Origin of the sequence: Anabaena azotica SJ-1, assembly GCF_047275885.1 — a bacterium.
In the GTDB taxonomy this organism is placed as follows: Bacteria; Cyanobacteriota; Cyanobacteriia; order Cyanobacteriales; family Nostocaceae; genus Trichormus_B; species Trichormus_B azotica_A.
Window position 1 is genome coordinate 1827274 of record NZ_CP178454.1, and the last position, 26821, is coordinate 1854094.

Sequence of the window (26821 nt, forward strand, 5' to 3'; positions counted from 1 at the left end):
AATTTAGTGATTGTTGGTGATTGGTGATTGGGGAGAATTATCTATTCCCTGCTGTGAATTACGAATTATTTCTTGGTTGGTAACTTCTGGTAGCAGGGAAGTTAGATGTGAGGTAATTTGACTGTAGCGACGGGTGATGAGTAGTGAGGAACGGCATTTTATTGCTAGTTCATCTGTGTAACGTCCTAGAGTTTGTCTTTCAATACCCCAAGCACGACTGGTACCAGCAATGGTTAGATCAACATTTTCTGAGGCTGTAACTACGGCTTCCATTGGTTCTGGGGCGGCTACGGTTTTGATTTCTATGCGATCGCGTACACTAACTGGTAATCTCTCGATCATGGCGTGTAATTCATAACTTAATTCATCTTGGACTTGATTTACTGTTAATACTTGTAAAATCTGTAACATACAAGTATCTCTGTTAATAAGTAATCGCAAGGCAAGAATCAAGGCTAAATCATCATGGATATTTGCAGAGTAGGGAACTAACAAACTTTCTAAACGTTCTCCACCTTTATCTACAAATACTGCTACATCTACTGGGGCAGTGGTGAGAATTTGTCCAACTCTTCCACCTAAACGATTGTTGCTAAAGGCTGGACGGTGCCATCCGACAAGAATTAAATCTGGTTGTTCTATTTTGGCTATTTGTGCTGTTTCTCTAGCGACATTGCTGGATATGCGAATGATGGGATGGATGTGGGAGTAGATGTTTGGCGGTTCTAAGGTATTAATTAATTCTTCTAGTTTTTGACGACGTTCGGCAATTAATCGGTTTGCTTCTGTTGGGGTGCTTTCAAAACCATAGTCTTCTTCTAATTCAATCAGGCTGAGAGGATTGATAACAGCTGGTTGTCGATAGTTAAAAGCTATACCTACTGCCAGCTGTAACAGACCTTTTTGGGTGCTGGGATTAGCTACTGGTACTAAAATGCGGTAGGGGGTAACGAAAGATTCTATGCTTTCTGTCACCTCTGTATCTGTTTCCTGTTCTGCTTCTGGTTCTACTACATCTAATTTGATTAACCGTTTTGGATATGTCCATTCTAGTAATGGTGATGTCATAAATGTTGTCACCAAGGCCATAATGACTAGCATGGTAAAAAGTAAGGGTGAAATCACGCCCAACTCTAAACCAATATTTAAAACAATTAATTCTGTTAAACCACGAGTATTCATTAACCAACCAAGTGCGGAAGCTTCTCGTTTGTTAATGCCACTGACACGGGCTGCTACATAAGTACCAATGTATTTACCTGCGATCGCAACTCCTAAAATCAAGGCACATAACAACCATAATTCCGGACGGTTGAGTAAACCAATTTGTGTTTTTAAACCACTGTAGGCAAAAAACACTGGCAGCAGAAAAATTAAGACAAAATCTTCAGTTTTTATGGCTAATTCTCTGACTAATTCTGCATTTTTTGGCATGGCTGCGCCTAATAAAAATGCCCCAAAAATCAGGTGAATGCCAATTAATTCCGTAATCAGGGCTGAAGCGACAACTCCCATATAAATTAAAGCCAGAACAAATTGGCTCAAACGTCCAGCGCGGCGATAATGGGTGGTTAGACGTTTGAGAAACCAACGCCCGACGGTGAACATAAAACCTATGTAGACAAGGCTTTCAATAATTGTGAGAATAGCTTGTTGGTCAATGCTACCATGACGAGCAACTGCGATCGCTAGAGCTAATAAACACCAAGCTGTTACATCATCTACCGCAGCACAAGTTAAGGCTAATGTCCCTAACCGTGTTCCTTGTAAATTATTCTCAGTGATAATTCGTGCCAACACAGGAAAGGCTGTAATTGACATCGCTGCACCCAAAAATAAGGCAAAGGCGGTAAAAGAGACAGTACCATTGGAAACTAGAGGATAAAGCAGCAAAGCTAAAATAGCAGCGAGAGAAAAAGGAACAATAATGCTGACATTTGAAATCAGAATAGCTGCTTGCAAGTTACCGCTAAGATATTTGGGATTTAGCTCTAAACCAATTAAAAACATGAAAAATATTAGCCCTACCTGAGATAGAACATTCAGGAAAGGAATTGTTTCTGGTGGAAACAGGGTAACTGCCAAGTGGGGAGTAATTAAACCAAATAAAGATGGACCGAGCATAATCCCGGCCACAATCTCACCAATTACTAATGGTTGTTTTATTGATTTAAAGGCCAGTCCTACAAGTCGTGACAGTCCAATCACAATTAACACTTCAACCAGAACGAGAATAACTGTGTGCATAGTTTCCTCACTATTTACTATCCGGTTTCACTAAGATGATTCTTTACAACTGTCGGAATTGTCAACCTTTTAGCAAAAATAAAGTTGAATTGTCCGTAATTTGTTAACAGTTTTTAATACAAATCTAGCTTCCTTAACCATGAATTAATCAGTATTTAGAAGATAATTAAAGCATTTTTTAATAAATTGGCAAATAATATATCAATGGCTTGGACATTTGTACAAGTGCAAGGAATTAACACCTATAATGTAACTGTAACTTACATTTTGAGTTTGATTAAATTATCTCTAAAATCCTATTGAATAATATTCAACTCAGTTATCCTATTAGGTGATAGCTTTGCAGCCAGACCAAACAATCTGGCATTTTTGCTATTTTTATAAGTTGTATGTGAGGTATCCAAAATCTGAGATTCTTCTAAATTATCGTTAAAAAAGAGGAATTTAAGCAATTTATTCCCCTCTATTTACGGTGCGAAATAGCATTAGTTAGGGGATATCTCAATAAGACATTCAGCTTGTGCATTTATCCTCATTAATTCAGTTTATATTATAGGTATTTTTAATTAATTCGATTTATTGCGGTATTTCTTTATACTGAAATCTCGAATGGGGATATTGATATCAATTTGTCATTAAATTTTGTTAAGATTAAATATGGCTTTAGCTTTACCCCTCCTAATCCCCTACCTGAGAGATACTGGATGCTGCGACTCGAACATATTAGTAAAATTTATCCTACTGGCGAAGTTCTTAAAGATATCAACTGGGAAGTCAAACCAGGCGATCGCATTGGCTTAGTAGGCGTTAACGGTGCGGGAAAATCCACCCAATTGAAAATTATTTCTGGGGAAATGGAACCCACATCTGGAGAAATTATCCGCCCTTCCAGTTTGCATATAGCCTACCTCAACCAAGAATTTGAAGTAGATCCAAGTCGCACTGTTAATGAAGAATTTTGGACAGTATTTAAAGAAGCTAACCAAGTGCAGTTAGCTTTGGCTCAGGTGCATCGAGATATGGAAACCGCTACGCCAGAAGAGCTAGATGAACTGATTCACCAGATGGATCGCTGGCAACGTAAATTTGAAGCTTTGGATGGTTACAGCTTAGATACCCGCATTGGTAAGATTTTACCAGAGATGGGATTTCAGGTAGAAGATGGCGATCGCTTGGTGAGTGCTTTCTCCGGTGGTTGGCAAATGCGGATGAGTTTGGGTAAAATCCTACTGCAAAAGCCAGATTTGTTACTGCTGGACGAACCGACAAACCACTTAGACTTAGAAACCATCGAGTGGTTAGAAAATTACCTTAGAGGATTAATTACCCCCATGGTCATAGTTTCCCATGACCGGGAATTTCTTGACCGTCTCTGCAACCAAATTGTAGAAACTGAACGTGGCGTTTCTAGTACATACCTTGGTAATTACTCATCTTACCTGCAACAAAAAGCTGAAAATCAATCAGCACAATTGAGCGCCTTTGAACGTCAACAAAAGGAATTAGAAAAGCAACAAGCATTTGTTGATAGATTTCGCGCTAGTGCAACCCGAAGTACCCAAGCAAAAAGCCGAGAAAAACAACTAGACAAAATAGAACGAATCGAAGCCCCCACTGGTGGAGTCAGAACACTGCATTTTCGTTTTCCACCCGCACCCCGCAGCGGTCGGGAAGTGGTAGAAATTAAAGAATTAACTCATGTTTATGGCGATAAAATTCTCTTTCTAGGTGCAAACCTGCTGATTGAACGGGGAGATAGAATCGCTTTCTTGGGTCCCAACGGTGCGGGTAAATCTACACTGTTGAAAATTATTATGGGTGCAGAACCACCCACCGAAGGAACTGTTAAACTGGGTGATCACAACGTCATTCCTGGTTACTTTGAGCAAAACCAAGCAGAAGCTTTGGATTTGAACAAAACAGTCATGGAAACCATTCATGATGAAGTTCCCGACTGGACAAACGAAGAAGTTCGCACACTTTTGGGACGTTTTTTATTTGCTGGTGATACTGTCTTTAAGAAAGTTGCGGCATTAAGCGGGGGTGAAAAAGCCCGTTTAGCATTAGCAAAAATGCTCTTACGTCCAGCGAATTTACTCATTTTGGATGAGCCGACAAACCACTTAGATATTCCAGCCAAAGAAATGTTGGAAGAATCTTTGCAAAATTATGATGGTACAGCGATTGTAGTATCCCACGACCGTTATTTTATCTCTCAAGTGGCCAACAAAATCGTAGAAATTCGGGATGGGGAATTCCGGGTTTATTTGGGAGATTACCATTACTACCTCAACAAGATTGCTGAAGAGAAAGAACAAGCTAAGTTAGCAGCCATAGAAGCAGAAAAAGCGGCTAAAAAAGCGGCTAAAGCTGCTAAGGCTGGCGCTAAGAGAAAGTAAAATATTGAGTTTTGATCACTCATATAAAAGTTCAAATCCCTAATTTCTTGAAGAAGTTGGGGATTTGGTCTTTCACTTTCTACCTGCATAGATTTAGGACTTACACAGAATTTCTCTAAACGCTCTTTCCTTCGTGTCCTAATACCTACGGCACGCTCCGCGAACGCGTCTATCCCTATAGCTCCTACGTCGCTACGCAAGCTATCGGGACGCTGCGCGAACGCGGTTCATTTTTCTGTTACTTTTGCGTAAGTCCTAAGATTAAAATTAGCAGATTATTCCAGCAGTTGAAAACCGCAATTTCTTACTTATTTGGCAATCAGGTTAGATTAATAAATTAAACTGTCCAAACCTTTTTTACGGACTAAATGTAGTAATTTAAGAGCCGCGCCTGTAGGTTTTTTTGCCCAATTTCCCATTTTTGAACAGTTGATGAACTGATGTTTAAAATAGCAGCAAACACAGATTGGCTTACATTAAATGATTCACGAAGTTGCTTAATTTGTTGAGGTTCTAGCGGTTCAATTGGAGGTAAACACAAGCTATCAAATTCGCGTAACGTAACTTGACTCATTACACCAGCCTTGTATAGTCCTATAGCTGTTTCGTGAACAGCCTCAAGAATTGCTGACTTCTTCTTCCTCATTACAGATTACCTCTATTAGTTCATCTTTCAATTTTGCTGTTTCAATAGCCTCTGCTGTTAGAGACAGCAGTTCTGATGACAGTTTTTTCAAGGCTTCTTTTTCATCCTGATCAATATTGCTACGCTCGTTTTTTGGAAACTCAAACACAAAAAACCAGCTATCTTCCTTGTTAGTAGCAATCAATGTACGGAAACCCTTTAACTAAATTATAGCACTAAGTGCTATAATTTCTGTAGAGGAAAAAAATAATTCTTAAAAAGTAATTACATTAGCATACCAATTTCATCTGAAGTATGAGCATCATCAAATTCTAGACTTCCTAATCTTGGGAATGATATTCAGACCATTAATAAATATTAATAATAATTCTCAAGTTCTCAACCCCAACTCCTAACTCCTGACTTCTAACAGCTATAACTCCTGCAAATACTATCTTCTTCAACTTCTTGCTTCAACTAGCGGTTAGCAATGGTATCATTCGGATATTACAAAAAGTAAAGGGCAATTTTACTATGACCAAAGCACCTGTTGCTCCTGTGGTGCTAGTCATTTTAGATGGGTGGGGCTACTGTGAGGACAAGCGAGGAAACGCGATCGCGGCTGCTAAAACTCCAATCATGGATAGTTTATGGGCAGCTTATCCCCACACCCTCATTCGCACATCAGGAAAAGCTGTAGGGTTGCCAGAAGGTCAAATGGGCAACTCGGAAGTTGGTCATTTGAATATTGGCGCTGGGCGTGTGGTTCCCCAAGAACTAGTACGCATCTCAGATGCGGTTGAAGACGGTTCTCTAGCCTCTAACCCGGCACTTGTCAAAATTTGCCAAGAAGTTCGCTCTCGCAATGGCAAGTTGCATCTAGTAGGGCTTTGTTCTGATGGAGGGGTACATTCGCATCTAACTCATCTATTTGGACTACTTGACTTAGCCAAGAAAGAGCAACTGTCACAAGTGTTGATTCACGCCATTACTGATGGACGTGATACACCACCAATGGAAGGCATAAAAGCAATTCAACATCTGCAAGACTACATAGATCGCACCGGAATTGGGCAGATAGCAACAGTCAGTGGACGCTATTATGCAATGGATCGCGATCGCCGTTGGGATCGAGTCCAACGGGCTTACGATGTTATGACACAAGATGGTGCTGGCAATGGACTGACGGCGGTAGGAGTGTTGCAAGCATCTTACGCTGAAGGTATCACTGACGAGTTTGTTCTCCCGGTTCGACTGACTGCTGGCGCAGTAGAACCCGGTGATGGGGTAATATTTTTCAATTTCCGCCCAGACCGTGCCAGACAATTAACTCAAGCTTTTGTTAGTCCTAAGTTTGACGGTTTTGAAAGACAGCAAATTCAGCCGCTGTCCTTTGTAACTTTCACCCAGTATGATCCAGAATTATCTGTTTCTGTAGCTTTTGCACCTCAAAATCTAAGCAATATTCTGGGTGAAGTTATTGCTGATCAAGGTTTAAAACAATTCCGGACTGCGGAAACGGAAAAATATGCTCACGTCACCTATTTCTTTAATGGGGGACTAGAAGAACCTTGTGAGGGAGAAGACCGGGAACTGGTCAGTAGTCCAATGGTGGCTACTTATGACAAAGAACCGGCAATGTCAGCAAAAGCGGTGACTGATGTGGCGATCGCTGCGATCGAAAAGGGCATCTACTCTCTGGTGGTAATGAACTATGCTAACCCGGACATGGTAGGGCATACGGGACTAGTAGAAGCCACAGTCACAGCGATTGAAACAGTGGATCGCTGTTTGGGTCGTCTCATCGGCTGTATTGGCAAAGTTGGGGGTACGGCAATTATTACTGCTGACCACGGCAACGCTGAGTATATGCTAGATGAAGAGGGTAATCCTTGGACGGCTCACACCACTAACCCAGTTCCCCTCATCCTGGTAGAAGGCGAAAAAGTCAAAATACCTGGATATGGAACTAATGTGGAATTGAGAAATGATGGCAAGTTAGCCGATATTGCCCCAACTATTCTGGATATTTTACAGCTACCCCAGCCACCAGAAATGACCGGGCGATCGCTCCTGAAAGCATCAGAATATGAGTTGAAACCTAGTCGCACTCCTGCACAAGTAGGTTTGTAAAATAGATTCAATTCTTGGCAATTATAAATCGCGGCTATACTAAACAAAGTCCACATACATGGACTGAAAAAAATCAAGGTTTAACCTGTGTAGCCGCGATTTATATTTACAGCAGGGAACAGGGAACATGGTTGAAAGCCTCTTAGCATCAGGCTTTGTTCTGAAATTTTCACCTCATTTACCTGCAATATGCTGTATTTTTGTTGATTTTGAATTTTGAATTTTGAATTAATTATGACACTTACTAACATCGTGCAAGGTATTTGGGCATTTTCCGCTTTAGGTTTGATTATTCTTGTATTACTACATAGTCCTAAAGGTGATGGTATTGGTGCGATCGGTGGACAAGCACAATTGTTCAGCAGTACCAAGAGTGCAGAAAATACATTAAATCGAGTTACTTGGGCATTAGTAGTAATGTTTCTTGGTTTAACTGTGGTTTTAAGTGCTAACTGGTTGCCTAAATAATTAACAATGGGGAAAAAAACCCAAAATCTGATATCCAAACGCCGAAATAAAGTATTTTGGCGACACTTATTAGCAGTTCTGTCTTTAGTAATAATTACAGGACTGCTAGTTGTTTTTACTAACTTTCAAGTTAATGCTGTTTTCAGGGAACAGGATAGAAACTTCCAATTATCAACTTCTCTCCAAACTTCTCAAAAACCCCATCCTTTACCAGCTACCTTGGAAAGGTGGCAAGATAAAACCGATAGTGGTGATTATTTTGATCAAATTAAACCTACTAAAGTTGGTTATTTCATTTGGTCAAGTTTTCCGGTAAAGGTGAAGATAGAAACACCAACAGGAGTAAGTGAAAAACAGTCTCAAATATGGGTTAATAGTGTTCTGCAAGCTGTTCAAGAGTGGAATGTTTATTTACCTTTGCAGGTTGTTGAAAAAGCTGAAATTGCAGATATTAAAATTTTCCGAAAAGCACCACCTTTACAAATTGAAGCTGGTAGTAAAATTCCCCGTGCGCGTTCGGCTTTAACTGTTTATGATTTATATACTAAAAATAATATTTTCTCTCATCGGTTTACAATTCTGCTGAGTCCTAGTCAAACTGGTGATTATGTTCTATCCGCTGCACGTCATGAACTCGGACACGCTTTAGGGATTTGGGGTCATAGTCAGTTACAAACCGATGCGCTTTATTTTTCTCAAGTTCTCAATCCACCATCTATTTCTGTGCGGGATGTGAATACTTTAAAAAAGGTTTATGAACAATCTACAAGTTTGGGGTGGCCTGTTTTAGAGAAAGATTGAATTTACCAAAACCAGGGTGTAGGGTTTAAAGTCCACACCTTTTTGAACTCATGCAAAGATGCAAAAATAATCAAAAATAATATTTTAAGATGAAGGCAACCAGTTTTTATCTAAAATCTGATCTAAGGTGTAGGGACATAGTTCTGGTAAATTGGTTAGTTTTGTTTTGGTTTTAAAATAATCTAAGGCATTGCCGTAAATAAGATTAATGTTTTCTTCTAAATGGTTGCGTAAGTTAGTGGTTAATTCTTCATTTATTTGATTACGAAAACTAATAATTTCTGCTGCCCAATGGTTAGCATTTCGGGCTTTTTCTATATGCCAATTTTGATAAAGTAATAAGTGTCTAATAATCTGTTCTAATAAACTTCTTACTCGTCTTTTTTCGTTTTTAGCCAATGCTTCTAACTCTTCTATTAAATTTTCATAGTCAATATCTCCTAACTGACGAGACTTAAGAGATTTAATTGTCTCTTCTAGCCATTGTAGGTAATTAGATTCATATAATTCCTTGATGTCAATGGCTGTTTTCATTATTTGTTGATTTAGTTTAATAATTTATCTTGTTCTTAGTAAATTAGAATAGTTCTTCCTTATCGAGTCTATGATAACAAATTTTTCGGTCGGTGTCAATAACTTTTACCCTATTATTGAATAGATACAGAGGCTGTAAAAATAGCTCAATTTAAACAGCCTCCTGATTTGATTAAATTCGACGTAGGTTCATGAGTTCTTGAGGAGATGCAAGCATATCTATTGCTACGAAGAAGATTTTTCCTTCAGGATTGATTAAAAACCGCCAAGAAATATTCATACCAACGTTAACACCAAACCAAGGAGTTTGCACTACTCCTGTGATTTTCAGTTGCTTAGAACCATCTGGTTGAACTTCACAAATGCCTTGTTTTGGCATCATGTTGAGTCCTTGGGCTTCTTCACGCATATATTTAGCGATCGCTTTTTGGCCTACTATTGGCTTCTGGAATGGTGGTTGTAGCGCACCGTCGGGAGTAAATAGGGCAATAGCAGCATCAAAGTTATCTGCATTCATAGCTTCAATGTAGCCCAAAACAGCGGGTTCGGTAACACCGTCAATTTTAACTGAGGAAATAACTGGTGTTGTGCGTGGGAAAGCAGGTTCTGTATCTGCTTTGGGGTAACTACTGGGGCCAAGTTCAGAAGTATCAAACCCCATATCGACTACGGTATTCCGCAGGACGGTAATTTGCTGACCTTGATCAAGTTTTTGTGTGGCTTCTAATACTACTTTTACACCAGGGGACATTTGATAACCAACGGGGATGGGAGTGATGAGTCCCTGTTTCATCAATTCTCCTAACTCGTACCAGAAAGCTAGTTTGGTATTGACACTAAAGAATCCATAGGAACGACTAATAGGAGTATCAGCACGACTGGCCAAATCCCGCATTACTTTTGTTTGTTCTTCAGGAGACATTTGCTTAATTTGGGTTAGCAAACCTTCGGCTAGTTGTAAGCGTGCTGCTCCAGGTGCTGCTGGCGTAATGGTTTTACCCATTTCAGTATAAGCATACCAGAGATATGCTAATTGATCATCAACGTTAAGTTGATCGAATAAAGCTATGGTAGCGGGAATGGGACTAGGAACTTGAGTATTAGAAAAAATAGTTTGAGCAGACTGGATAGTTAAAGCCACAGTCGGAATCTCCAAGATTATTTGTTAATTAGTCGCTTTGAAAGATTAAGTTAAAAATGTTTATCGGTAACTTAAGTTCCATGTAAAGTAATGTAACGAGATTTTAAAATTTTGTAAAGGAATAGGAATTACGAATTGACAAAATGTATTAAATATGAATTGCAAAAAGGTCGGTGATAACAGGCTAATATATAGTAATTAAACATACAAAAAATCTTCCCCTCTAGAAGTAGAGAGAAAGATTGTTTGGTTATAGCCAATGCTGAAAAGACTTACCGAAGAAAGGCAGAGGGCAGGAGGCAGAAGGAAGAAAATACAATTTTTGTCCTCTGCCAAAAGGGTTTAAAGCCCCTAAATTTATTTATGCAAAAAATAAAAATATTTTTTCCGAGACGCGCAGCGCAAGGAAAAATACGTCCTGATTAAATCCCCTAAATTTATTTATGGGGATTACCTCCTGCCTCCTGCCTTCGTCCTCCTGCCTCTGTAACTAAACACCCCAACTGAGTGTTAAAGGTCGTTGTGCAAGAACTTGGCTATACAGTTCTTCTAATTGGGTGATATTATCATTGAGGGTATAACGTTCTAATACTCGTTTTCTGGCTTTCTGCCCTAACAGGGTTGTTAACTCTGGATGGTCTTGAAATAATGGTAAAAGAGTTCTGAGTTGCGATCGCACAGAACTGGTACTAATAACTACACCTGCACCTTTTTCCAATACTTCCCCATCTGCACCCACATCAGTGGCTAAACAAGCTACACCACAGGACATTGCTTCTAAAAGAGATAAAGATAGACCTTCAACCAAAGAAGGTAAAATAAATACATCTGCACCGCGTAATATTTCTACACGGCGGTTTTCATCTGCTATAAATCCTAACCAGTGGATGCCGTATTCTGCACCATAAAAAGTTTCTAAGGAAGATTTTAATGGGCCATCACCAACCATTAATAACTTACTACCAGCCCCCATGTCTGACTGCTTCCAAGCGCGTAACATGGATTCAACGTTTTTTTCTGGAGCTATGCGACCTTGGTAGACAAATAAGCGTTCTGCATCAAATTCAGCTTTGATTTGAGAACTCCCAGGAGAATACTTAGTAGTATCAACACCGTTAGGAATAACAGCAATCTTTTCTTCCCTTACTCCCATACGTGCCAATAATTCCCTTTGAATTTGGGAAAAAATTATGACCCGATCATAGTGATCTAAAAAAGGTGCGTATAGTTGATATGCTAAAAGCTGCGTACCAGAAATTAATTTTGCCCCTTTACCAGCAAATGGAGTGTGGAAAGTGGCAATAAGAGGGACATTTAATTCTTCACAAATTTCTGGTAACACAAAATCCAGAGTTGATAGAGTCAAGGAAGCATGAACAATATCTGGTTTGATTTCCCGTAGTGACTCAGTTAAAACTTTAGTCGCTTTAAAAGTGGGAATGGTGTAAACCTGAGATTTGTAAATGAAGGGTAAAGAAACTTCCTGAAAATTAGGCCAGTTATCTGCTTGGGATTCTTCTTGAGCAAAGTGAAGAAAGCTAACTTGATGTCCCCGGTCTAGCAACGCATTGGTAATTTCTCGACTGTAGGTGACATTGCCGCAAAAGGGCGATTTTTTTCCAATCCAGGCTATACGCATTCTTTGATTAGCTATGAATAAAATCGGGTTAAGATTATTTGTTTTTTATACTTAGCTGTTTTTATCCTGTTATACTTGCTGATTTTTTGATCATGCTTAACTAAGTCCATATTTAATTTAGTTTAATAAGCTTATATTTAAGCCTATTGAACGAGAAATTTTATGGTTGTAGTGTTACAGTTTGTAAGTTGTTAATTAATGAATTGAATTACAACTTAATCAGAATAATGTTTGGTTGATTCCCAGCAAGTATGGGATGGATTTTGGCTGGAATAAGTTTAGCACGAAAACCAAAGATTTCACTAAGTTAATCACTAACCACGGGAATTGTACCAGGTTAAGATCCCGCCCAAGAAAACGATGATAGCTAATGCCAAAAAGACGGACTGTAAGCCAAGAAAGGTTTCGGCTACACCTGCTAATGCTAGGGGTAGGGTAAGGGCGATATTAATCACATTATTTTGCAGCCCAAACACTTTGCCGCGCATTTCTGGGGGTGTTTCAGTTTGAATAGCTGTTTGCATTGGGATACCCACCAAAGCCCCAAATACACCAACTAAAGCTAGTAAGAGTAGCACTGCACCTAGCTGGGTGGTGAAGATAGAAAGACCGAATAAAGATGCTGCCATGCCGAGACAACCCCACAGACTAAGTAGCCTATAGGAAAAACGTTGTCCAAATTGACCGAGAATGGTTGCACCACCGGCGATACCAAGACCGCCAAATGCGAGTAAAAAGCCAAATTGGGAAGCTTTGAGATTGGGTATAATTTCCGCCATGCGAACTGCGAGTACGGTTAAGGCTGCAAAGACAGAAAATAAGATAATTAGTTGTAATAAAGCATTACGGACACGCTGATTTTCTTGGAGATAACGCAAACCGTCGCGCAGGTCAGAGAAAACATGAGGGAATTCTGTTTCTGGGGGGTGGGGTTTTTCGTTAGTTCTGAGCAGTAATAAAATAATTCCGGCGATCGCATAACTACCACCAACCAAAATTTCCTTACCCAGTCCTCCACTACCACCAAATTTTGCCCAAATTCCATCCGCTAATACCAAAACTGGTTCTCCCACAGCAAAACCGACAATTACCGAGGCCATCATCGTCGTTGTGTACAGGGAATTAGCCGAAAGTAAATGCTGTTCTTCCACCACCAAAGGAATAGCCGCTTGTTCCGCTGGGGCAAAAAACTGTGTTAATGTGGAAACCAAAAAAGTCACTGCCAAAATCATCAGAAAACCCACAGGCAAAACTCCCACTGGTTGCCAATCATGGGTTAACCAAAGTAAAAAAGGGATGGCTAAAACTAGAATACCGCGCCAAATATTTGATGCCACCAGCACAACTTTTTTTGACCAGCGATCTACAAACACACCAGCGACAGAACCAAACAGCACTGCGGGGATGGTAAAAATCATCATTAACGCCGACACCCAACCACTAATGCTTTGACCGCCCTGTTGAAACTCGCTATTAATCAGAGCAATCATTAGTACCAGATAGACTTTATCCGCCAGTTGACAGAAGATTTGACCACCCCAAAGAGCTAGAAAATTCGGATTTTTCAAGACAGGAAAAAACCCTTGTTTATCTACATCTCCTGATACAGTTTCTCCACCCGAACCTGAACCATTTAATTGTGATGTTTCTGTTGATATTGCTTCTGGCAAAGTCTTTTGATATGTATTAACTTTACTATTTTCTTCAGCTATTTGTACGGAGATATCAGAATGTGGTGCTGATGGTTTAGGGATATCAGTTAAGTTAATTTCTGTTTTCTCCTTTTGATCATCAGCAATATCTGGGAGAGACGTTTCCTGGTGATTAATTTGGCCAGGCTGAGGTGGGGAAACAGAATTTAAATGATTAAGTCTTGTAGATTCTGATACCCTATTCTTGTTTTGAGCTTGGCTAGGAGATAGAGGCGGGATTTTTCTATCCAAATTAGACGATTGCATCATGGTTGGCGGCAAAATAAGAATCAATCAAGGTAGCAGAGCGAATAGGGCGGCCAAGGTGGTACTGGGTGTACTGGCGCAAAATCTGCTCAACAGATAACCAGCCATAATCGGAGGCTGCATCTATTTGCATTATCTCTGGTTGGGACAAATGTTGGAGCATATTTAGTTCTTTTGCACCCAGACGACGGGAAATTTTTGGTAAGTCTTGGTGATGGACAACCGTTTGATAGGGAGGATTGGGGGCTGAGGAAATTTCTTCCTTTCTTTGTTTATCCTTTTCTTTTCTTAACTGTTCCCACGCTTGTAAGCAAATTGTACCGCCAGCAGAGATGCTAAATCCTACTTTCCAGTTGGGATTTGTTAGGTCTGGTGTGAGGAGACGCTGGGTTAAGCAACAAAATTGGACTTGAGGCGTTAGTCCTGCTAAAGCTAAGAAGTGAAAGACTCCATGTGCCAGATGTGCGACTACATCTAATCCCTGACTTTTGGGTAAGGCTTCTAGGCGCTGGAGATGTTCATTGAGTAATTCATAAATTTCTTCTTGGGGTTGTTCGCTTAAAGCTTGACATAGGACTATTTCGGCTAAATACTGACTAGCAGCTAATTTTCCCAAGTCTTTGGTTAGACCTGGATAAGTTTTTATAGTTTCCGCTTGAGTAATTCTATCGAGGGTTGGTGTAGAAGACTGTGAGGATCGCCCTTGGGAAATTAGTAATTGATTAACTACGAACATTCCGCTTCTACCGCCTAAGCTGGAGTTGTGTTTACGCGCCCCAGTGGCGATCGCCCGAATCAAACCGAATTCTTTAGTTAAAATGGTCACTATCTTATCTGACTCTCCCAACGCCTGGGTTTTGAGATTAATGCCAGTTGCTTGATAAGTTCTACTCATTAGTTATTAGCCATTAGTTATTAATCATTGGTTATTAGCCAGTTGTCAGTAACAAAACAACTGACACAGAACAAATGACAAATGACTATTCTGTTTTTTCCGGGTTATTGCGTTGACGGAGCAATTCTATACCGCGAGATGTTCCTAACCTAGTAGCACCAGCCATGATTAAATCTAAGGCTTCATTGTGGGTACGAATCCCTCCTGATGCTTTGATTCCCACCCTTTCCCGTGCTATTTCCTTTAATAAGGACACATCCGCTACAGTAGCGCCACCATTCCAACCTGTACTGGTTTTTAAGAATGCTGCACCTGCATCCATAGCTAGTTCCGCAGCTATTCTTTTCTCTGGGTCTGTGAGTAGGCTAGTTTCTAAAATCACCTTGACACATTGCCCAGCTACTTCACAAATTGTAGCAATTTCTCGATGAACTTCCTCAGTTTTTCCAGCTTTTAACCATCCGACATTAATCATCACATCTAACTCGGAAGCACCATTTTCCAACGCTTCTTGAGCTTCGTAAAACTTAACTGATGAAGTTGTCCCACCAGTGGGAAAACCAATGACAGTACAGACTTTGGGGTTTTTATTGTGGAGGAGTTCAACCGCTTGCTTGACATAACAGGGATGCACACAAACCGTTGCAAAATTAAACCTGTATGCTTCATCACACCATTTTTCAACCTGCTCTGGAGTAGTAGTTGGTAACAGCAGAGAGTGATCTATAAATGGCGCAATATCAATGTTTGGATAGTCTGCTGCCATCATTTATTATACCAGTAATAGATTATTAATCTTTATGAAAAAGTAAGACGTTTCTTATATATTAAATCATATAGAGCAGAATTCAGGAGTCAGGAGTGAGAATTCAGGGATGAGAATTCAGGAGTGAAAGCCGCTTGATGGTTGATTATGCGGATTTTGGTGAACATTACCCACCCTAACTATATTTTAAAAATCAAATCATCAAATAGAAGTCCTGTCGTTGTCAATTTCGATTTCCTGATTTTTCTTAAGACTCACACAAGTGTCACACCAAGAATTTATTGTAGGGTTCGTCAGATATCAAAAATTTGTTTATTTACTAAATTTATCCAGTCTGACGCACCTTACCAAGGTATCAGTGGCGTAAGTTCTGTTTCCAAAAAATTGGATATCTTATTGTTTGTAACTCCAGGTTCTAAAAAGTCCAGAATAGTTTGAGCTAAAGCTTTCGCTGCTAAGTATGGAACGCCATTACCCACAGTTTTAAACATATTCGTAAGTGAGATATGTTCTGGAAGTGAAAAATTAGCGGGTAAAGATTGAATAGCTAAAGCTTCCGCGACAGAAATACGTCGAATTTTATAAGGATGCAGATGTACTTCATTATTACCATAACAAGCGGTAGGAGAATAACGCCACCGGTGGAGACGTTTAAATGACTTTTTTGAATCATCTCCTTCATCAATAGTAGCAAATTTGGTGATACCTGCTCTGGGTTGAAAATAATGTTTTGTGTTGGGATGGTTTAGAACATCATTTTTTCTAAACCAATATTCAACGGTTAATTCTTGAGGAATATAATCAGGACAAAGAATTATAGAATCTTCTTTAAATGGTTCGCACTTATTCCAAGGATATGCAAAGACTTTATCTTGAGGATATAAAATATATTTTCCCCAAGGAAATGCAAAATCATCTTTTATTCCTATATCTTTGAGAAAATTATTTTTAAAGCCAATTAAAATAATTCTATCTCTATCTTGAGGTACGCCATATTCAATAGCATTAATTAACCGTTCTGTTAAAATATAACCTGCTTGTTGTAATTTTATTTTCAATGATTCATAAAATAAACGGTGCTTTGTTGTTCTCCACAAACCTTTGACATTTTCAAATAAAAAGAAATCGGGTAAGTTTTGACAAATCAATTCTATATAAGCAGATGAGAGTTTACCATTATCACCTAAATGTCCTTTGTTTTTGCCACCGACAGAAAAATCAGGACAAGGTGGACCACCAATAAAGCCAATTATATGATTTGATTTCCGGGAATCTTTGATTAATTCATTTAATCTTTGTGCTGGTGTTCCTGCTATTAATTTGCTTACGTCTGCGTCTTCTCCTTGATGATATCCATATTCCGGTTGTGGGAGGTTGAGTATTTCCCGTGAATAGCGATAAGCAGACATGAATGGGGGGAAGATTTCGTTAACATAAGCGATGTTATAGCCTGTGGTTTCAAAACCTAAGTCGAGGAATCCTGAACCGGAGAAAAAGGAGAAGATGGTGGGAAAAATATCAGTCACTAACTTAATTATATTTAGTATTAGTGTATAGTAAATTTACTAGTATCTTTCAGCAGCACCACGAATAGAAATTCAAAATTTTATTTTTCTACGTCCTCGTTTATGAAAATTATTCTATTTTTAGAATATTATAAGTCACTAACAGTTCACTAGCTGTTTAATTGCACTATTAGCTTTATCACAACAAGAATATGATACTACGTAAAAACTAATTTTGTGTATTTTATTATACTAATAAATCTGAATTCACATTTATTTTGCTTTTTTAACAGCTAAGGTTGTGTTTATTATTCCAAATATATAATATTATAGAAGAGGAGACAAAGGGGTGAGTGAAGAATGGCATATTATCTGCTACAAAGAAGTAGACGTAACTCAGAAAACAGATGAAAATCAAGAAACAGATCAAACTCAACCAATTCAAGAGCTACTTAAAGACCTTTCATTGACACCTGGCGAACTCAAACAGCTACAGGTGCGCCTATTCCTGTTAAAAAATAAAGGTTTGTCCTTATTAGTCGAACGTTCGGACATTTTAGACAAAATAGAGACCGAAAAAAATCTGTATGAGTTACGGTTAGACAATACTCCCAATAATCCCCGTTTTTTTCTCTGTGCTTTGACAGGTAAACGTCTAGTTATATTACACGCTTTTAAGAAAAAAGGGCGAAAAACTCCACAGAATGAAATTAACCTTGCAGCCAAACGCCGAGACTTGATACTAGCACAAGAGGCAAAAAAGGAGAAAGGCAATTATGATAAATAATCCACATTTAGGTGGCGACGTACTGGCTTTTCTTGATTCAATTATTCCCGATACGCCAGAAACTCGCCTTGTAGAACGACAAGAAATTTTTCGTATTGCTTTAACTCAGGCAATGCGAGATGTTCGTAAGCGGGTAGGATTAACTCAAAAAGAACTATCCCAAAAACTAGATGTTGGTCAAAGTTGGATTTCTAAATTAGAAAGTGCAAATAATGACCATACATTTGAATCTGTTCTTGCTTATTTAAATGCTTTAGGGGTTGATTTTGAAGCAACAATTATTCTAAAAAATCAAAAAATTAAAGTAGTTGCAGCTAAATTAGGAGCAAATCAAGAAGAAATAGATGCAGCTATTGAGCCAATCTGGGATAATATTAACGAATTAGAACATACAGAAAAAAATACCAGTACAGAATTTGCACTCATTACACCTGAGCAGAAAAGCAAGTGCAATGAGGCACAGCAAGCAATTGTAAGTTGTGGTTTATGGGGAATAGCCGCATGAGAACTATTACATTTTATTCATATAAAGGAGGAGTAGGTAGAACCCTTTCTGCTGCCAATTTTGCCGTTTATTTAGCAAAGTTAGGATTGAAAACAGTTGTTATAGATTTTGATATAGAAGCACCAGGAATAGATGCAAAATTCTCAATGTTAAAGTTGCCTGTTAATCAAAAGGGTATTCTTGATTATATCCTAGAATATCAATTAAATAATCAAGATCCAGGATCTGTTAACGAGATATGTCTTCATGTTCCTATTACCTCTAATAATTATAATTTGCCATTGTGGTTAATTCCTGCTGGACAATATCTTGCTGAAGAATACTATAGAAAATTAAACTTACTAGACTGGAGTTTTATTTTCTCAGAACAACGGAACGGAGTTGCTTTTTTTCAAAATTTAATTGCTAGAATTAAGGAAGAATTAAAACCAGATTTTATTATTATAGATTCACGTACAGGTATTACGGAAAGTGCAGGATTATGTACTCAGCAGTTAGCTGATGAAGTTGTGATGATATCTTCTCTAAGTTCAGAAAGTATCAATGTCACAAAACATATTAAGCAGATAATTAAACAAAGTAAAGTAGCGAAATCATTAGGAAAGTCAGTTGATGTCAAAGTTGTTGTTTCACGAGTTCCAAAACCAGAAGACTTAGAAGCATTTAAAGAAAGGTGCTGCAAACTGTTCGAGATAGAAGAAAGTAAACTATTTTTTTTATTTTCTTGTCCTGATTTAGAGTTAGAAGAATTCCTTGCTATTACTAATACGGATAAAAGTGAAGAGCTTGTTAGTAATTATATTAGGCTATTTTATGGTTTAAAAATTGAATTAGCAGATCAAAATATTCGGACAGAGATTGAGCGCACGGTTAGTAGTATACTTTCTGTCTCTCCTCAAGAAGCTGAGAAGAAGATTTTAGGACTAGTTGCTCTCTACCCACACCCAGAAGCTTATAGAACAGCAATGCGTTTCTTCCAGTTATCGAAAAAACAAGAAGATATGAAAATCTTTGGCTGGAAGTTACTTGACTTGATGCCAAATGATGAAGATGCGTTAGCTGTGTTGGCAAATAGTTATCTGACGGAAGCAAGCTTAAGTTTCAGAATGAAAAATTCTGAAAAAAGAAATGCTCTCAGGGTGCTAGAACCTTTATGGCAGAAAGGTAAATTAAATTCTAAATCAGTTGTAATATATGCAGGTATCTTGGAAGAGTTAGAGCTATTCTCCCAAAGTCTGGAAGTCGCTTTATCGTTGTGTCAGGATAATCAAGTCGATAGTAAAGTACAAATTCAAGCTCGTTCAATTGCTGCGAGAAGTGCAATTAAATTAGGTCAAAATGAAATCGCAGCTAAGTTGGTGGATGATATTCCTCAAGAACAGTTAGATAGATCACTGGCTCTTGTAGCAATGGAATTACGTAAAGAATCTGACGATTTAGATGGAGCATTTGAAATTGGTAAACAGGTATTGACACAAGATTTTAGTCTATCACTATTAAAATCAACAGTTTCTATTGCTCGTCAGCTTGATCGCATTGAAGAATTAGAAGAAGCATTGTCTTCTTCTAGAGAAATTAATTTGCGTGTTCGTAGAAATCCTAATTTTATTAGAGAAATCAACCAACTTGGGTTACACAAATTAGCTGCTGATATTACATCCATAGTTGCCGATGATTTGGAATTCTAAAACCTTAAAGTTTTCTAATTCAGTTACATTCAAAGAATGAATATACTGATAAGAATATTCACCGCATTTGTATTAACAATATTGCATACTTATTTTATAAGTTCCGTAATAGGTATTTGCTCGAATTAATCCAAAAAGATATTATTACTTGATAGGTATCTCTAAAGACAACCTATCGAGTTTTGTTTTCAGTCATTAATTGCTTTTTTCAGCAAGTGCTTCTAAATGAAAAGCAAGATTATTGAGTGCAAACTGAATTTCTGTGCTGTGAGGAATACTTCTCCATTTTGGAGTTGTTGCATGGTCTAATGCGGTTGTATCTATATATCGTGCAAAAACGATCAATTTTTCCGAATCTGTTACAGCTGTAGCTAAATTTTCCAAAAATTCTTGAGGTGTCATGGGTTTGCGAAGAATGGAAACATCTGAAAAATTCTGAGATGTTATGACAATAACTGCTAAACCACAATTAATCTGTTCAAAATTGCCTTAATTTTGTCAAAATTTAAAAATAAAACCCGCTTTTTGTTTGGGAATTACTCCGTTGAAAGCGGGTTTTAAATTTCTGATTTGGTGCAAAACTATCCGACAACTTCAACTGGTTTCGCTTCCGGTAACAACCGCTTCACACCTTGTTTAACAAATGCTTCCAAAACAGCCAATTTTTGATTCTGCTGGAATACTGTTTGTAGAACTTGGCGTAATTTTTCCAGGTTTAAAGCATTTCCTGTTTCTAATGCTATTTCTTGCTGTTCAAAATACTCAATTAAACTTAACCCAGCAATTCTGGTTAGATAAGCAGCACTCACTCCTTCGACCATTCCCCCAGCAATGAAGGTGACAGCGTTAGTTTTAAGAATACCTGTAACAGCCCTTGTAGATAATTCTACTAAACCTAATTTCAACATTAAGCTTCCCATAGTTCCGGCTACTTGTTGCGCCTGTTCTAGGGAAATTTTTTGTTGATAAATATTACCCAAATCCATGACCATTTGGGCGTTAATAGCCGCAGTTGCTAAAATGTCCAAAGCGGGGATTGGGTTTGCAAAGGCAGCAGCAGCGGCAATCCACTGATTTTGTTCTATGATGGGTGTAGAGCGATCGCACCGAACTCTATTTAAACAATCTTTGGCTTCAGCTTTCAATAACAGCACTTTTCGCATCGTCGTTGTACAAACTAGCTGCTGTCCTTGCTGTCCTAAAACTTCCCCTAACTGCTGTGTCAACTGTTGAATGTCTGCTGCTGGTTTTTCCATCCATTCTTGCACAGAACCATCAGCTTCATGTTTTCTCACTTTCACAGGTAATGGAGAAGCAGCAGTAGCCACCACATTTCCTTGCATTCTTTGTTTCAAAGATTGCAAAACGGTAGCACGTTCATCTACTTGATACTGGTCTTGTTTATTAAAAACTAGTAATGTTGACTGTTTTGCGGCTTTTAATTGTTGCAAAACTTGAAATTCAGAATCTGTCAAATCACCATTTGTGAGGAATAAAACAAAATCAGATTTCTGTAATTCTGATAGAGTGACTGCATCAGAATTTTCACCTAATCCTGCAAATAAAGGTACTGTTTCTGTATATTGTAGAGATGTTGTAGATAAAGTTTCTACATTTTTGAGAATTTGAATAACTGTACTTTTACCTACAGACTTACCACCAGTAACAGCAACTTGAATTTCTCGTCTATCTAACTCCAAACTTAACTTAGCTAGTTGTTCGCGTAGGGTTATTAAGCTTGGATGATTGACTGCTTCTTGTGCGAGTTGATTAATTATAACTTCTGTTTGAGAAATTCCTCTTTCCACAGATGCCCTATCTACAACCATATCATTTAGCTGTTCACCAGGGCGATTTTTCTGCAATAACCAGAAACCGCCACCGACAGCTAAAGCACTCAGAAGTCCGAATTCTCCCACTTGTACTATGGAATCATGCCAAGTGTCTAACATCCACAAGGAGAAGGACAATCCCAGTCCTCCCACCAATATTGGTTTATGTAACTTCACAATTCTGATTCTCCACGCTTGGATAGCTTTACATTCAGAATAGATCAAAACCGGCTAATCCGAGTGAAATAGATGAACAGATTTAACGATAAAATATAATTATGCACTAGCTGACTAAATATTTTCTTATTTATAACTTGAGGTTAATACAGATGACACAAGAATTAATAGACCTCAGAAATAGCATTACAGAAGGACGTTACACAGATGCTTTAGCAATTGTGGATGAATTAGAAGGAATAAGTAAAAAAGCAATTATAAGGCAAATTAAATCTTTTATAAAGATTCTGTTGATACATTTAATCAAGAATCAAATAGAACAGCGATTAACAAATTCTTGGGCTGCTTCTATGCGTTATGCAATCTTAGAAATTCAAGATGTAAATCTCAAAGATACTAAAAAATCTTATTACGTCAATGAAAATGAATGGCAAATTTTGATCGAAGATCAACTTACACTAGCGATAGGAGATGCAAGCTTGGAGGTTTTGAATGGTAATTTAAAAAGACAACAAATTTCGCAAATGCTTAATCAAGAGCAATTATTATTAAATACAACGGAGTTATTAACAATGACATATAACTATGCAAATAGAGAATTACCAGACATCATAGATAATTATCTTGCTAAATTACCAGGTGGTGAAGATTGGATAAATGGCTAAATCGTAATAATTCATGAGTCGGGAGTCAGAATGTTTGAGTAATTGGTTAATTACCTAAAGAATTTGTGATAAAAACTTTCTTGTTCTTTCCTCCTTTGGTTCAGTAAAGAAGGTATCAGGGGTAGCTTCCTCAACTAAAGAACCAGCATCCATAAGAATCACTCTATCAGCAACTTCCCTCGCAAATCCTACTTCGTGAGTCACAACGACCATTGTCATCCCCTCACGGGCAAGATTTTTCATCACATCTAAAACTTCTCGCACCATTTCCGGATCTAAAGCAGAAGTTGGTTCATCAAATAACATAATTTTTGGTTGCATAGCTAACGCACGTGCTATAGCTACTCGTTGCTGTTGTCCACCAGATAACTGTCCCGGATATTTATTTGCTTGTTCCAAAATCCCTACTCTTTCTAAGAGTTGCATAGCTAATTCTTCGGCTTTAGCTTTTGGTAATTTACGTACCCAAATTGGTGCTAAGGTGATATTTTTTAAAACCGTTAAATGGGGAAATAAATTAAACTGCTGAAATACCATTCCTGCTTCCTTACGAATTTTTTCAATATTTCGCAAATCACGACTGAGGGTAATTCCATCAATACTAATACTTCCTTTTTGATATTCTTCTAAAGCGTTAAATGTACGAATAAAAGTTGATTTTCCTGAACCGGAAGGACCCATTAAAACAACAACTTCTCCTCGATTGATTGTTAAGCTTACTCCCTTGAGAACGTGAAATTTACCATACCATTTGTGAACATCTTCCGCAATAATAATTGGTGTTTGTGATTGCATAAATTTAAACCTCAAATTAATAAATATTAATTGTTTTACAGCAGATTGCAGATTAACCAGGTACAGCATCTAAATTGAAACCTAGACAGCAAGAGAGTTTTATTCCTGACTCCTAACTCCTGACTCCTGCTATAAATTATTTAAATCTTAATTACCTAACTGCTTTTCTAACTTACGAGAAGCCAATGACATGGAGTAACAAAATAACCAATAAATTAAGCCAATAAATATATATACTTCTGCATATCTACCAAGAAACTGCGGTTGGGCTAAAATAGAACGAGCCATTCCTGTTAATTCCACTAATCCAACTAGGGATAAAAGGGAAGTATCTTTAAATAAGCCTATAAACTGTCCGACAATTACGGGAATGACGGCACGTAGAGCTTGAGGTAAGATAATTAATATTACTACTAAAGGTGTATTCAATCCTAGTGCTTTTGCAGCTTCAGTTTGTCCTCTAGGTATTGATTGTAATCCACCACGCACGTTTTCCGCCATATAAGCAGCACTAAACAGCACGAGTCCAGCTATTCCTCTAATTAAGCGATCTAAACGTAATTCTGTTGGTAAAAATAAAGGTAACATGACTTGAGCAATAAACAAAATGCCTATGAGTGGTAATCCTCTAACTATTTCAATATAGAGGATAGAAAACCAACGAATTATAAATAAATTACTTGTACGTCCTAAAGCTAATATCACACCAATAGGAAAAGACAGTATAATACTCACTATTGCCATTAATAGTGTAAGTAATAGTCCATTCCATAGATTTGTGGATACAGATTGTAAGCCAAATCCTCCTCCAATCAACCATATATTAATGGCAAAAGATAATAACCATATTGGTGCAATCCAAGGAGTGATAAATGAAGACAATCTTCGCTTGATGATATTTGGTTTTTTGGTGAATAGACTCCAGTTTATTACACTTAAAGTTGTAATTATTCCCAGAACAATCCAAATTCGCCAATATAAACTTTGGGGAAATCTACCAACTAAAAATAAATGTAAGTTAAGTTGAATGACTTGCCATTGTGCTTGATAAAATACCCAAATAAAGCATCCTTTAACTATCCAAAATAAAAAGAATAGGCAAATAATAGTTAATAATGTATTGTACCAGGTACTAAATAGATTTTTGTGTAACCAAGTCACTTTATTCATTTGTAATTTATTTCCTGAAACTATCTTTCTTTGATTTGGACGCTGCGATTTAATAAATTCATTATTAATGAAATAATTAAACTGAGAGTAAGATAGGTGAGCATAATTAATATCATCACTTCTACGGCTTTTCCAGTTTGATTAAAGGTTGTAGACGCAACAAAATAAATATCAGGATAACCGATAGCGATCGCTAAACTAGAATTTTTGGTTAAATTCAAATATTGACTGGTCAGCGGGGGAATAATTACCCGCAAAGCTTGGGGAAAAATCACCAACCGCATCAGCAATGTTGGCTTTAGTCCTAGAGATAACCCTGCTTCCCATTGTCCCTTAGCTACTGATTTAATTCCTCCTCTCACGATTTCGGCAATAAACGCACCTGTGTAAAATGTTAACCCCAGGAGTAAAGTGGAAAATTCTGGAGAAAAGGTAAAACCAGCAAGTTCTATCCCATTTTGACTAAGATAAATTAACCCCCACACAGAAAATTTATTTTCGGCTTTCGGAAACCCAAGAAAAACAGCAAAGTACCAAAACAGTAATTGTAATAATAATGGTGTATTCCGAAAAATTTCTACATAAACTAGACTGATATTTCGCACTAGCCAATTATCAGATAAACGCGCTATTCCCGCAGTTATCCCTACAATTGTTGTTAGAATAATTCCAGCTATTGCCACACGCAAAGAGTTAATTAAACCTACCCATAAAGCCAGAATATAGGTGTCAGTTGGTTTATAATTAACCAGAGTTTCGCCGATATCAAAAGATGCTTGTTGTTGAAGAAAATCAAATCCGAATTTAATCCCTAATTGCTGTAAATTCCGATTCAAATTCATCCATAAAATAGCAATTATAGCTATTGCTAAAATTACAGCCATACATTGTACTGCAATTTGCCAAAAGCGATAATCACGCCATATCGGTGGTTTGGAATTAGTCATTAGAAATAGGGAACAGGGAACAGGGAACAGGGAACAGGGAACAGGGAAAGAATTTTATCCCCAATCACCGAAATGGGGGAGAATAAAGTAATCCGCCTTTGATACCAAGTTGGTTTTGACCACGGGGGAGATTGAGTTTTGTTTTGGTACCCAGGTTGCGATCGTAAACTTCACCATAGTTACCAACGTGCTTGACTATCCTGGCTGCGAAATCATTTGTTAAACCAAGTCCTTCACCTAAAGTTCCTTCTGTTCCCAAAAAACGCTTAATATCTGGGTCATTACTATTAGCAAATTGTGCGATGTTCTGAGAATTAATTCCCAATTCTTCAGCCTTTACTAATGAATAAACAACCCATTTAACGATATCATGCCACTGAGGATCTCCTTTAGCAACTGCTGGTGCTAGAGGTTCTGAAGACAGCAATTCATCCAAAATAATATTATCTTCTGGTTTGGGTAAAGTCGTGCGTCGAGAAATCAAAGCCGAACGATCAGTGGTTACAGCATCACAACGTCCTTCACTGTATGTTGCAAATGTAATATTAACGTCTTCAAAAACAACTGGTTTATAAGTAATAGAACGTTTTCGCATTTGGTCTGCTAAATTTTGTTCTGTAGTTGTGCCAGTTTGAGTGCAAATTGCTTTATTTTTCAAATCTGCTAAAGATTTAATGCCACTATTTTTACGAACCATAATTGCTTGACCATCGTAAAAAATCACAGGTGCAAATTGCAAACCAACTGAAGTATCTCTACTCATTGTCCAGGTAGTATTGCGGCTGAGTAAATCTATTTCTCCAGTTTGTAAAGCTGTAAATCTTTCTTTAGTATTCAGGTTGCGAAATTCCACCGCATCTGGATTATCAAATAAAGCCGCAGCTACAGCACGACAAACATCCACATCAATACCGCTGTATTTACCGTCAGTTCCCACAAAGCTAAATCCTGGTAATTCACCGCTAACACCACAAATCAACTTGCCACGGTTTTTAACTGTATTAGCAATATTACGAGTTACCTGGGTTGCGGGTGTGCTGGCTGTATTGACCTGTGTTCCTGACTCACCACTACAGGCAGCAAGAGTAAAGAATAGAGGAGCGATCGCTAATAGAAAAGCAGATTTACGCATAAATTTGAAATT

24 protein-coding genes are annotated in these 26821 nt (G+C 38.0%); 8 read left to right on the plus strand and 16 right to left on the minus strand.

All coding sequences use genetic code 11. From position 1 onward, the window contains the following. Positions 1–3: 3 nt before the first annotated feature. Positions 4–2247, minus strand: a complete 2244-nt coding sequence (locus ACLLO5_RS08085) for a cation:proton antiporter (protein WP_413174950.1) — start codon at positions 2245–2247, stop codon at positions 4–6. Positions 2248–2951: 704 nt separating this feature from the next. Here ACLLO5_RS08085 and ACLLO5_RS08090 point away from each other — a divergent pair. Next, positions 2952–4646 (plus strand): ABC-F family ATP-binding cassette domain-containing protein, encoded by a 1695-nt coding sequence (locus ACLLO5_RS08090; protein WP_413174951.1) that lies wholly within the window; start codon positions 2952–2954, stop codon positions 4644–4646. Between the two features lie 364 nt (positions 4647–5010). Here ACLLO5_RS08090 and ACLLO5_RS08095 read toward each other — a convergent pair whose 3' ends face one another. Next, positions 5011–5292, minus strand: coding sequence for a helix-turn-helix domain-containing protein (locus tag ACLLO5_RS08095; protein ID WP_413174952.1), 282 nt, complete (start codon positions 5290–5292; stop codon positions 5011–5013). Further along, a complete protein-coding gene (locus ACLLO5_RS08100; protein WP_413174953.1) occupies positions 5264–5476 on the minus strand; it encodes a type II toxin-antitoxin system RelE/ParE family toxin in 213 nt (70 codons plus the stop codon). The genes ACLLO5_RS08095 and ACLLO5_RS08100 overlap by 29 nt, the downstream gene beginning before the upstream one ends. Positions 5477–5805: 329 nt before the next feature. On the opposite strand from ACLLO5_RS08100, the gene gpmI reads away from it, so the two are divergent. The 3 genes from gpmI to ACLLO5_RS08115 all read left to right on the plus strand — a co-directional run bounded on the left by gpmI (position 5806) and on the right by ACLLO5_RS08115 (position 8673). Further along, positions 5806–7404, plus strand: coding sequence for a 2,3-bisphosphoglycerate-independent phosphoglycerate mutase (gene gpmI, locus ACLLO5_RS08105; RefSeq protein ID WP_413174954.1), 1599 nt, complete (start codon positions 5806–5808; stop codon positions 7402–7404). A 234-nt stretch (positions 7405–7638) separates the two neighbouring features. Next, a complete protein-coding gene (secG, locus tag ACLLO5_RS08110) occupies positions 7639–7872 on the plus strand; it encodes a preprotein translocase subunit SecG (protein WP_413174955.1) in 234 nt (77 codons plus the stop codon). Positions 7873–7878: 6 nt separating this feature from the next. After that, the gene (locus ACLLO5_RS08115; protein WP_413174956.1) at positions 7879–8673 is read left to right on the plus strand and encodes a peptidase; all 795 of its coding nucleotides are present in this window, start codon (positions 7879–7881) and stop codon (positions 8671–8673) included. A gap of 84 nt (positions 8674–8757) precedes the next feature. Here the strand turns inward: ACLLO5_RS08115 and ACLLO5_RS08120 are convergent, their stop codons facing one another. The 7 genes from ACLLO5_RS08120 to ACLLO5_RS08150 all read right to left on the minus strand — a co-directional run bounded on the left by ACLLO5_RS08120 (position 8758) and on the right by ACLLO5_RS08150 (position 17132). Further along, on the minus strand, positions 8758–9207 hold the full coding sequence (locus tag ACLLO5_RS08120; RefSeq protein WP_413174957.1) for a DUF29 domain-containing protein: 450 nt from the start codon (positions 9205–9207) through the stop codon (positions 8758–8760). 172 nt (positions 9208–9379) lie between these two features. After that, positions 9380–10348 (minus strand): orange carotenoid protein N-terminal domain-containing protein, encoded by a 969-nt coding sequence (locus ACLLO5_RS08125; RefSeq protein ID WP_413174958.1) that lies wholly within the window; start codon positions 10346–10348, stop codon positions 9380–9382. Between the two features lie 490 nt (positions 10349–10838). Beyond that, positions 10839–11987 (minus strand): glycosyltransferase family 4 protein, encoded by a 1149-nt coding sequence (locus tag ACLLO5_RS08130; protein WP_413174959.1) that lies wholly within the window; start codon positions 11985–11987, stop codon positions 10839–10841. A gap of 314 nt (positions 11988–12301) precedes the next feature. Then, positions 12302–13945: an MFS transporter gene (locus tag ACLLO5_RS08135; RefSeq protein ID WP_413176034.1), complete on the minus strand. Its 1644-nt coding sequence runs from the start codon at positions 13943–13945 to the stop codon at positions 12302–12304. Then, complete coding sequence (recO, locus tag ACLLO5_RS08140) at positions 13932–14840, minus strand: DNA repair protein RecO (protein ID WP_413174960.1); 909 nt, start codon at positions 14838–14840, stop codon at positions 13932–13934. The genes ACLLO5_RS08135 and recO overlap by 14 nt, the downstream gene beginning before the upstream one ends. A gap of 85 nt (positions 14841–14925) precedes the next feature. Then, complete coding sequence (deoC, locus tag ACLLO5_RS08145) at positions 14926–15606, minus strand: deoxyribose-phosphate aldolase (protein ID WP_413176035.1); 681 nt, start codon at positions 15604–15606, stop codon at positions 14926–14928. A gap of 344 nt (positions 15607–15950) precedes the next feature. Beyond that, on the minus strand, positions 15951–17132 hold the full coding sequence (locus ACLLO5_RS08150; RefSeq protein WP_413174961.1) for a DNA cytosine methyltransferase: 1182 nt from the start codon (positions 17130–17132) through the stop codon (positions 15951–15953). 328 nt (positions 17133–17460) lie between these two features. Between ACLLO5_RS08150 and ACLLO5_RS08155 the strand changes: the two genes are divergently transcribed. Genes ACLLO5_RS08155 through ACLLO5_RS08165 form a run of 3 tightly spaced genes read left to right on the plus strand, consistent with a single transcriptional unit; the run spans position 17461 to position 20091 of the window. After that, entirely contained in the window at positions 17461–17898 is a 438-nt protein-coding gene (locus ACLLO5_RS08155; protein WP_413174962.1) for a type II toxin-antitoxin system RelE/ParE family toxin, read from the plus strand. Continuing rightward, positions 17888–18403 carry a helix-turn-helix domain-containing protein gene (locus tag ACLLO5_RS08160; RefSeq protein ID WP_413174963.1) on the plus strand — a complete coding sequence of 172 codons (516 nt, stop codon included), beginning with the start codon at positions 17888–17890 and terminating at the stop codon, positions 18401–18403. The genes ACLLO5_RS08155 and ACLLO5_RS08160 overlap by 11 nt, the downstream gene beginning before the upstream one ends. Beyond that, positions 18400–20091, plus strand: a complete 1692-nt coding sequence (locus ACLLO5_RS08165) for a KGGVGR-motif variant AAA ATPase (protein WP_413174964.1) — start codon at positions 18400–18402, stop codon at positions 20089–20091. Before ACLLO5_RS08160 ends, ACLLO5_RS08165 begins: the two co-directional genes overlap by 4 nt. A gap of 195 nt (positions 20092–20286) precedes the next feature. On the opposite strand, the gene ACLLO5_RS08170 is transcribed toward ACLLO5_RS08165, so the two are convergent. Continuing rightward, positions 20287–20493, minus strand: coding sequence for a hypothetical protein (locus ACLLO5_RS08170; protein WP_413174965.1), 207 nt, complete (start codon positions 20491–20493; stop codon positions 20287–20289). 179 nt (positions 20494–20672) lie between these two features. Next, complete coding sequence (locus tag ACLLO5_RS08175) at positions 20673–22043, minus strand: YcjF family protein (RefSeq protein WP_413176036.1); 1371 nt, start codon at positions 22041–22043, stop codon at positions 20673–20675. Between the two features lie 209 nt (positions 22044–22252). Here ACLLO5_RS08175 and ACLLO5_RS08180 point away from each other — a divergent pair, with 209 nt between their 5' ends. Next, complete coding sequence (locus ACLLO5_RS08180) at positions 22253–22765, plus strand: hypothetical protein (RefSeq protein ID WP_413174966.1); 513 nt, start codon at positions 22253–22255, stop codon at positions 22763–22765. A 54-nt stretch (positions 22766–22819) separates the two neighbouring features. On the opposite strand, the gene ACLLO5_RS08185 is transcribed toward ACLLO5_RS08180, so the two are convergent. The 4 genes from ACLLO5_RS08185 to ACLLO5_RS08200 all read right to left on the minus strand — a co-directional run bounded on the left by ACLLO5_RS08185 (position 22820) and on the right by ACLLO5_RS08200 (position 26809). Then, a complete protein-coding gene (locus ACLLO5_RS08185) occupies positions 22820–23560 on the minus strand; it encodes an amino acid ABC transporter ATP-binding protein (RefSeq protein WP_413174967.1) in 741 nt (246 codons plus the stop codon). A gap of 147 nt (positions 23561–23707) precedes the next feature. Continuing rightward, positions 23708–24730: an amino acid ABC transporter permease gene (locus tag ACLLO5_RS08190; RefSeq protein ID WP_413174968.1), complete on the minus strand. Its 1023-nt coding sequence runs from the start codon at positions 24728–24730 to the stop codon at positions 23708–23710. 20 nt (positions 24731–24750) lie between these two features. Then, entirely contained in the window at positions 24751–25677 is a 927-nt protein-coding gene (locus tag ACLLO5_RS08195) for an amino acid ABC transporter permease (RefSeq protein WP_413174969.1), read from the minus strand. 64 nt (positions 25678–25741) lie between these two features. Further along, the gene (locus ACLLO5_RS08200) at positions 25742–26809 is read right to left on the minus strand and encodes an amino acid ABC transporter substrate-binding protein (protein ID WP_413174970.1); all 1068 of its coding nucleotides are present in this window, start codon (positions 26807–26809) and stop codon (positions 25742–25744) included. Positions 26810–26821 lie beyond the last annotated feature (12 nt).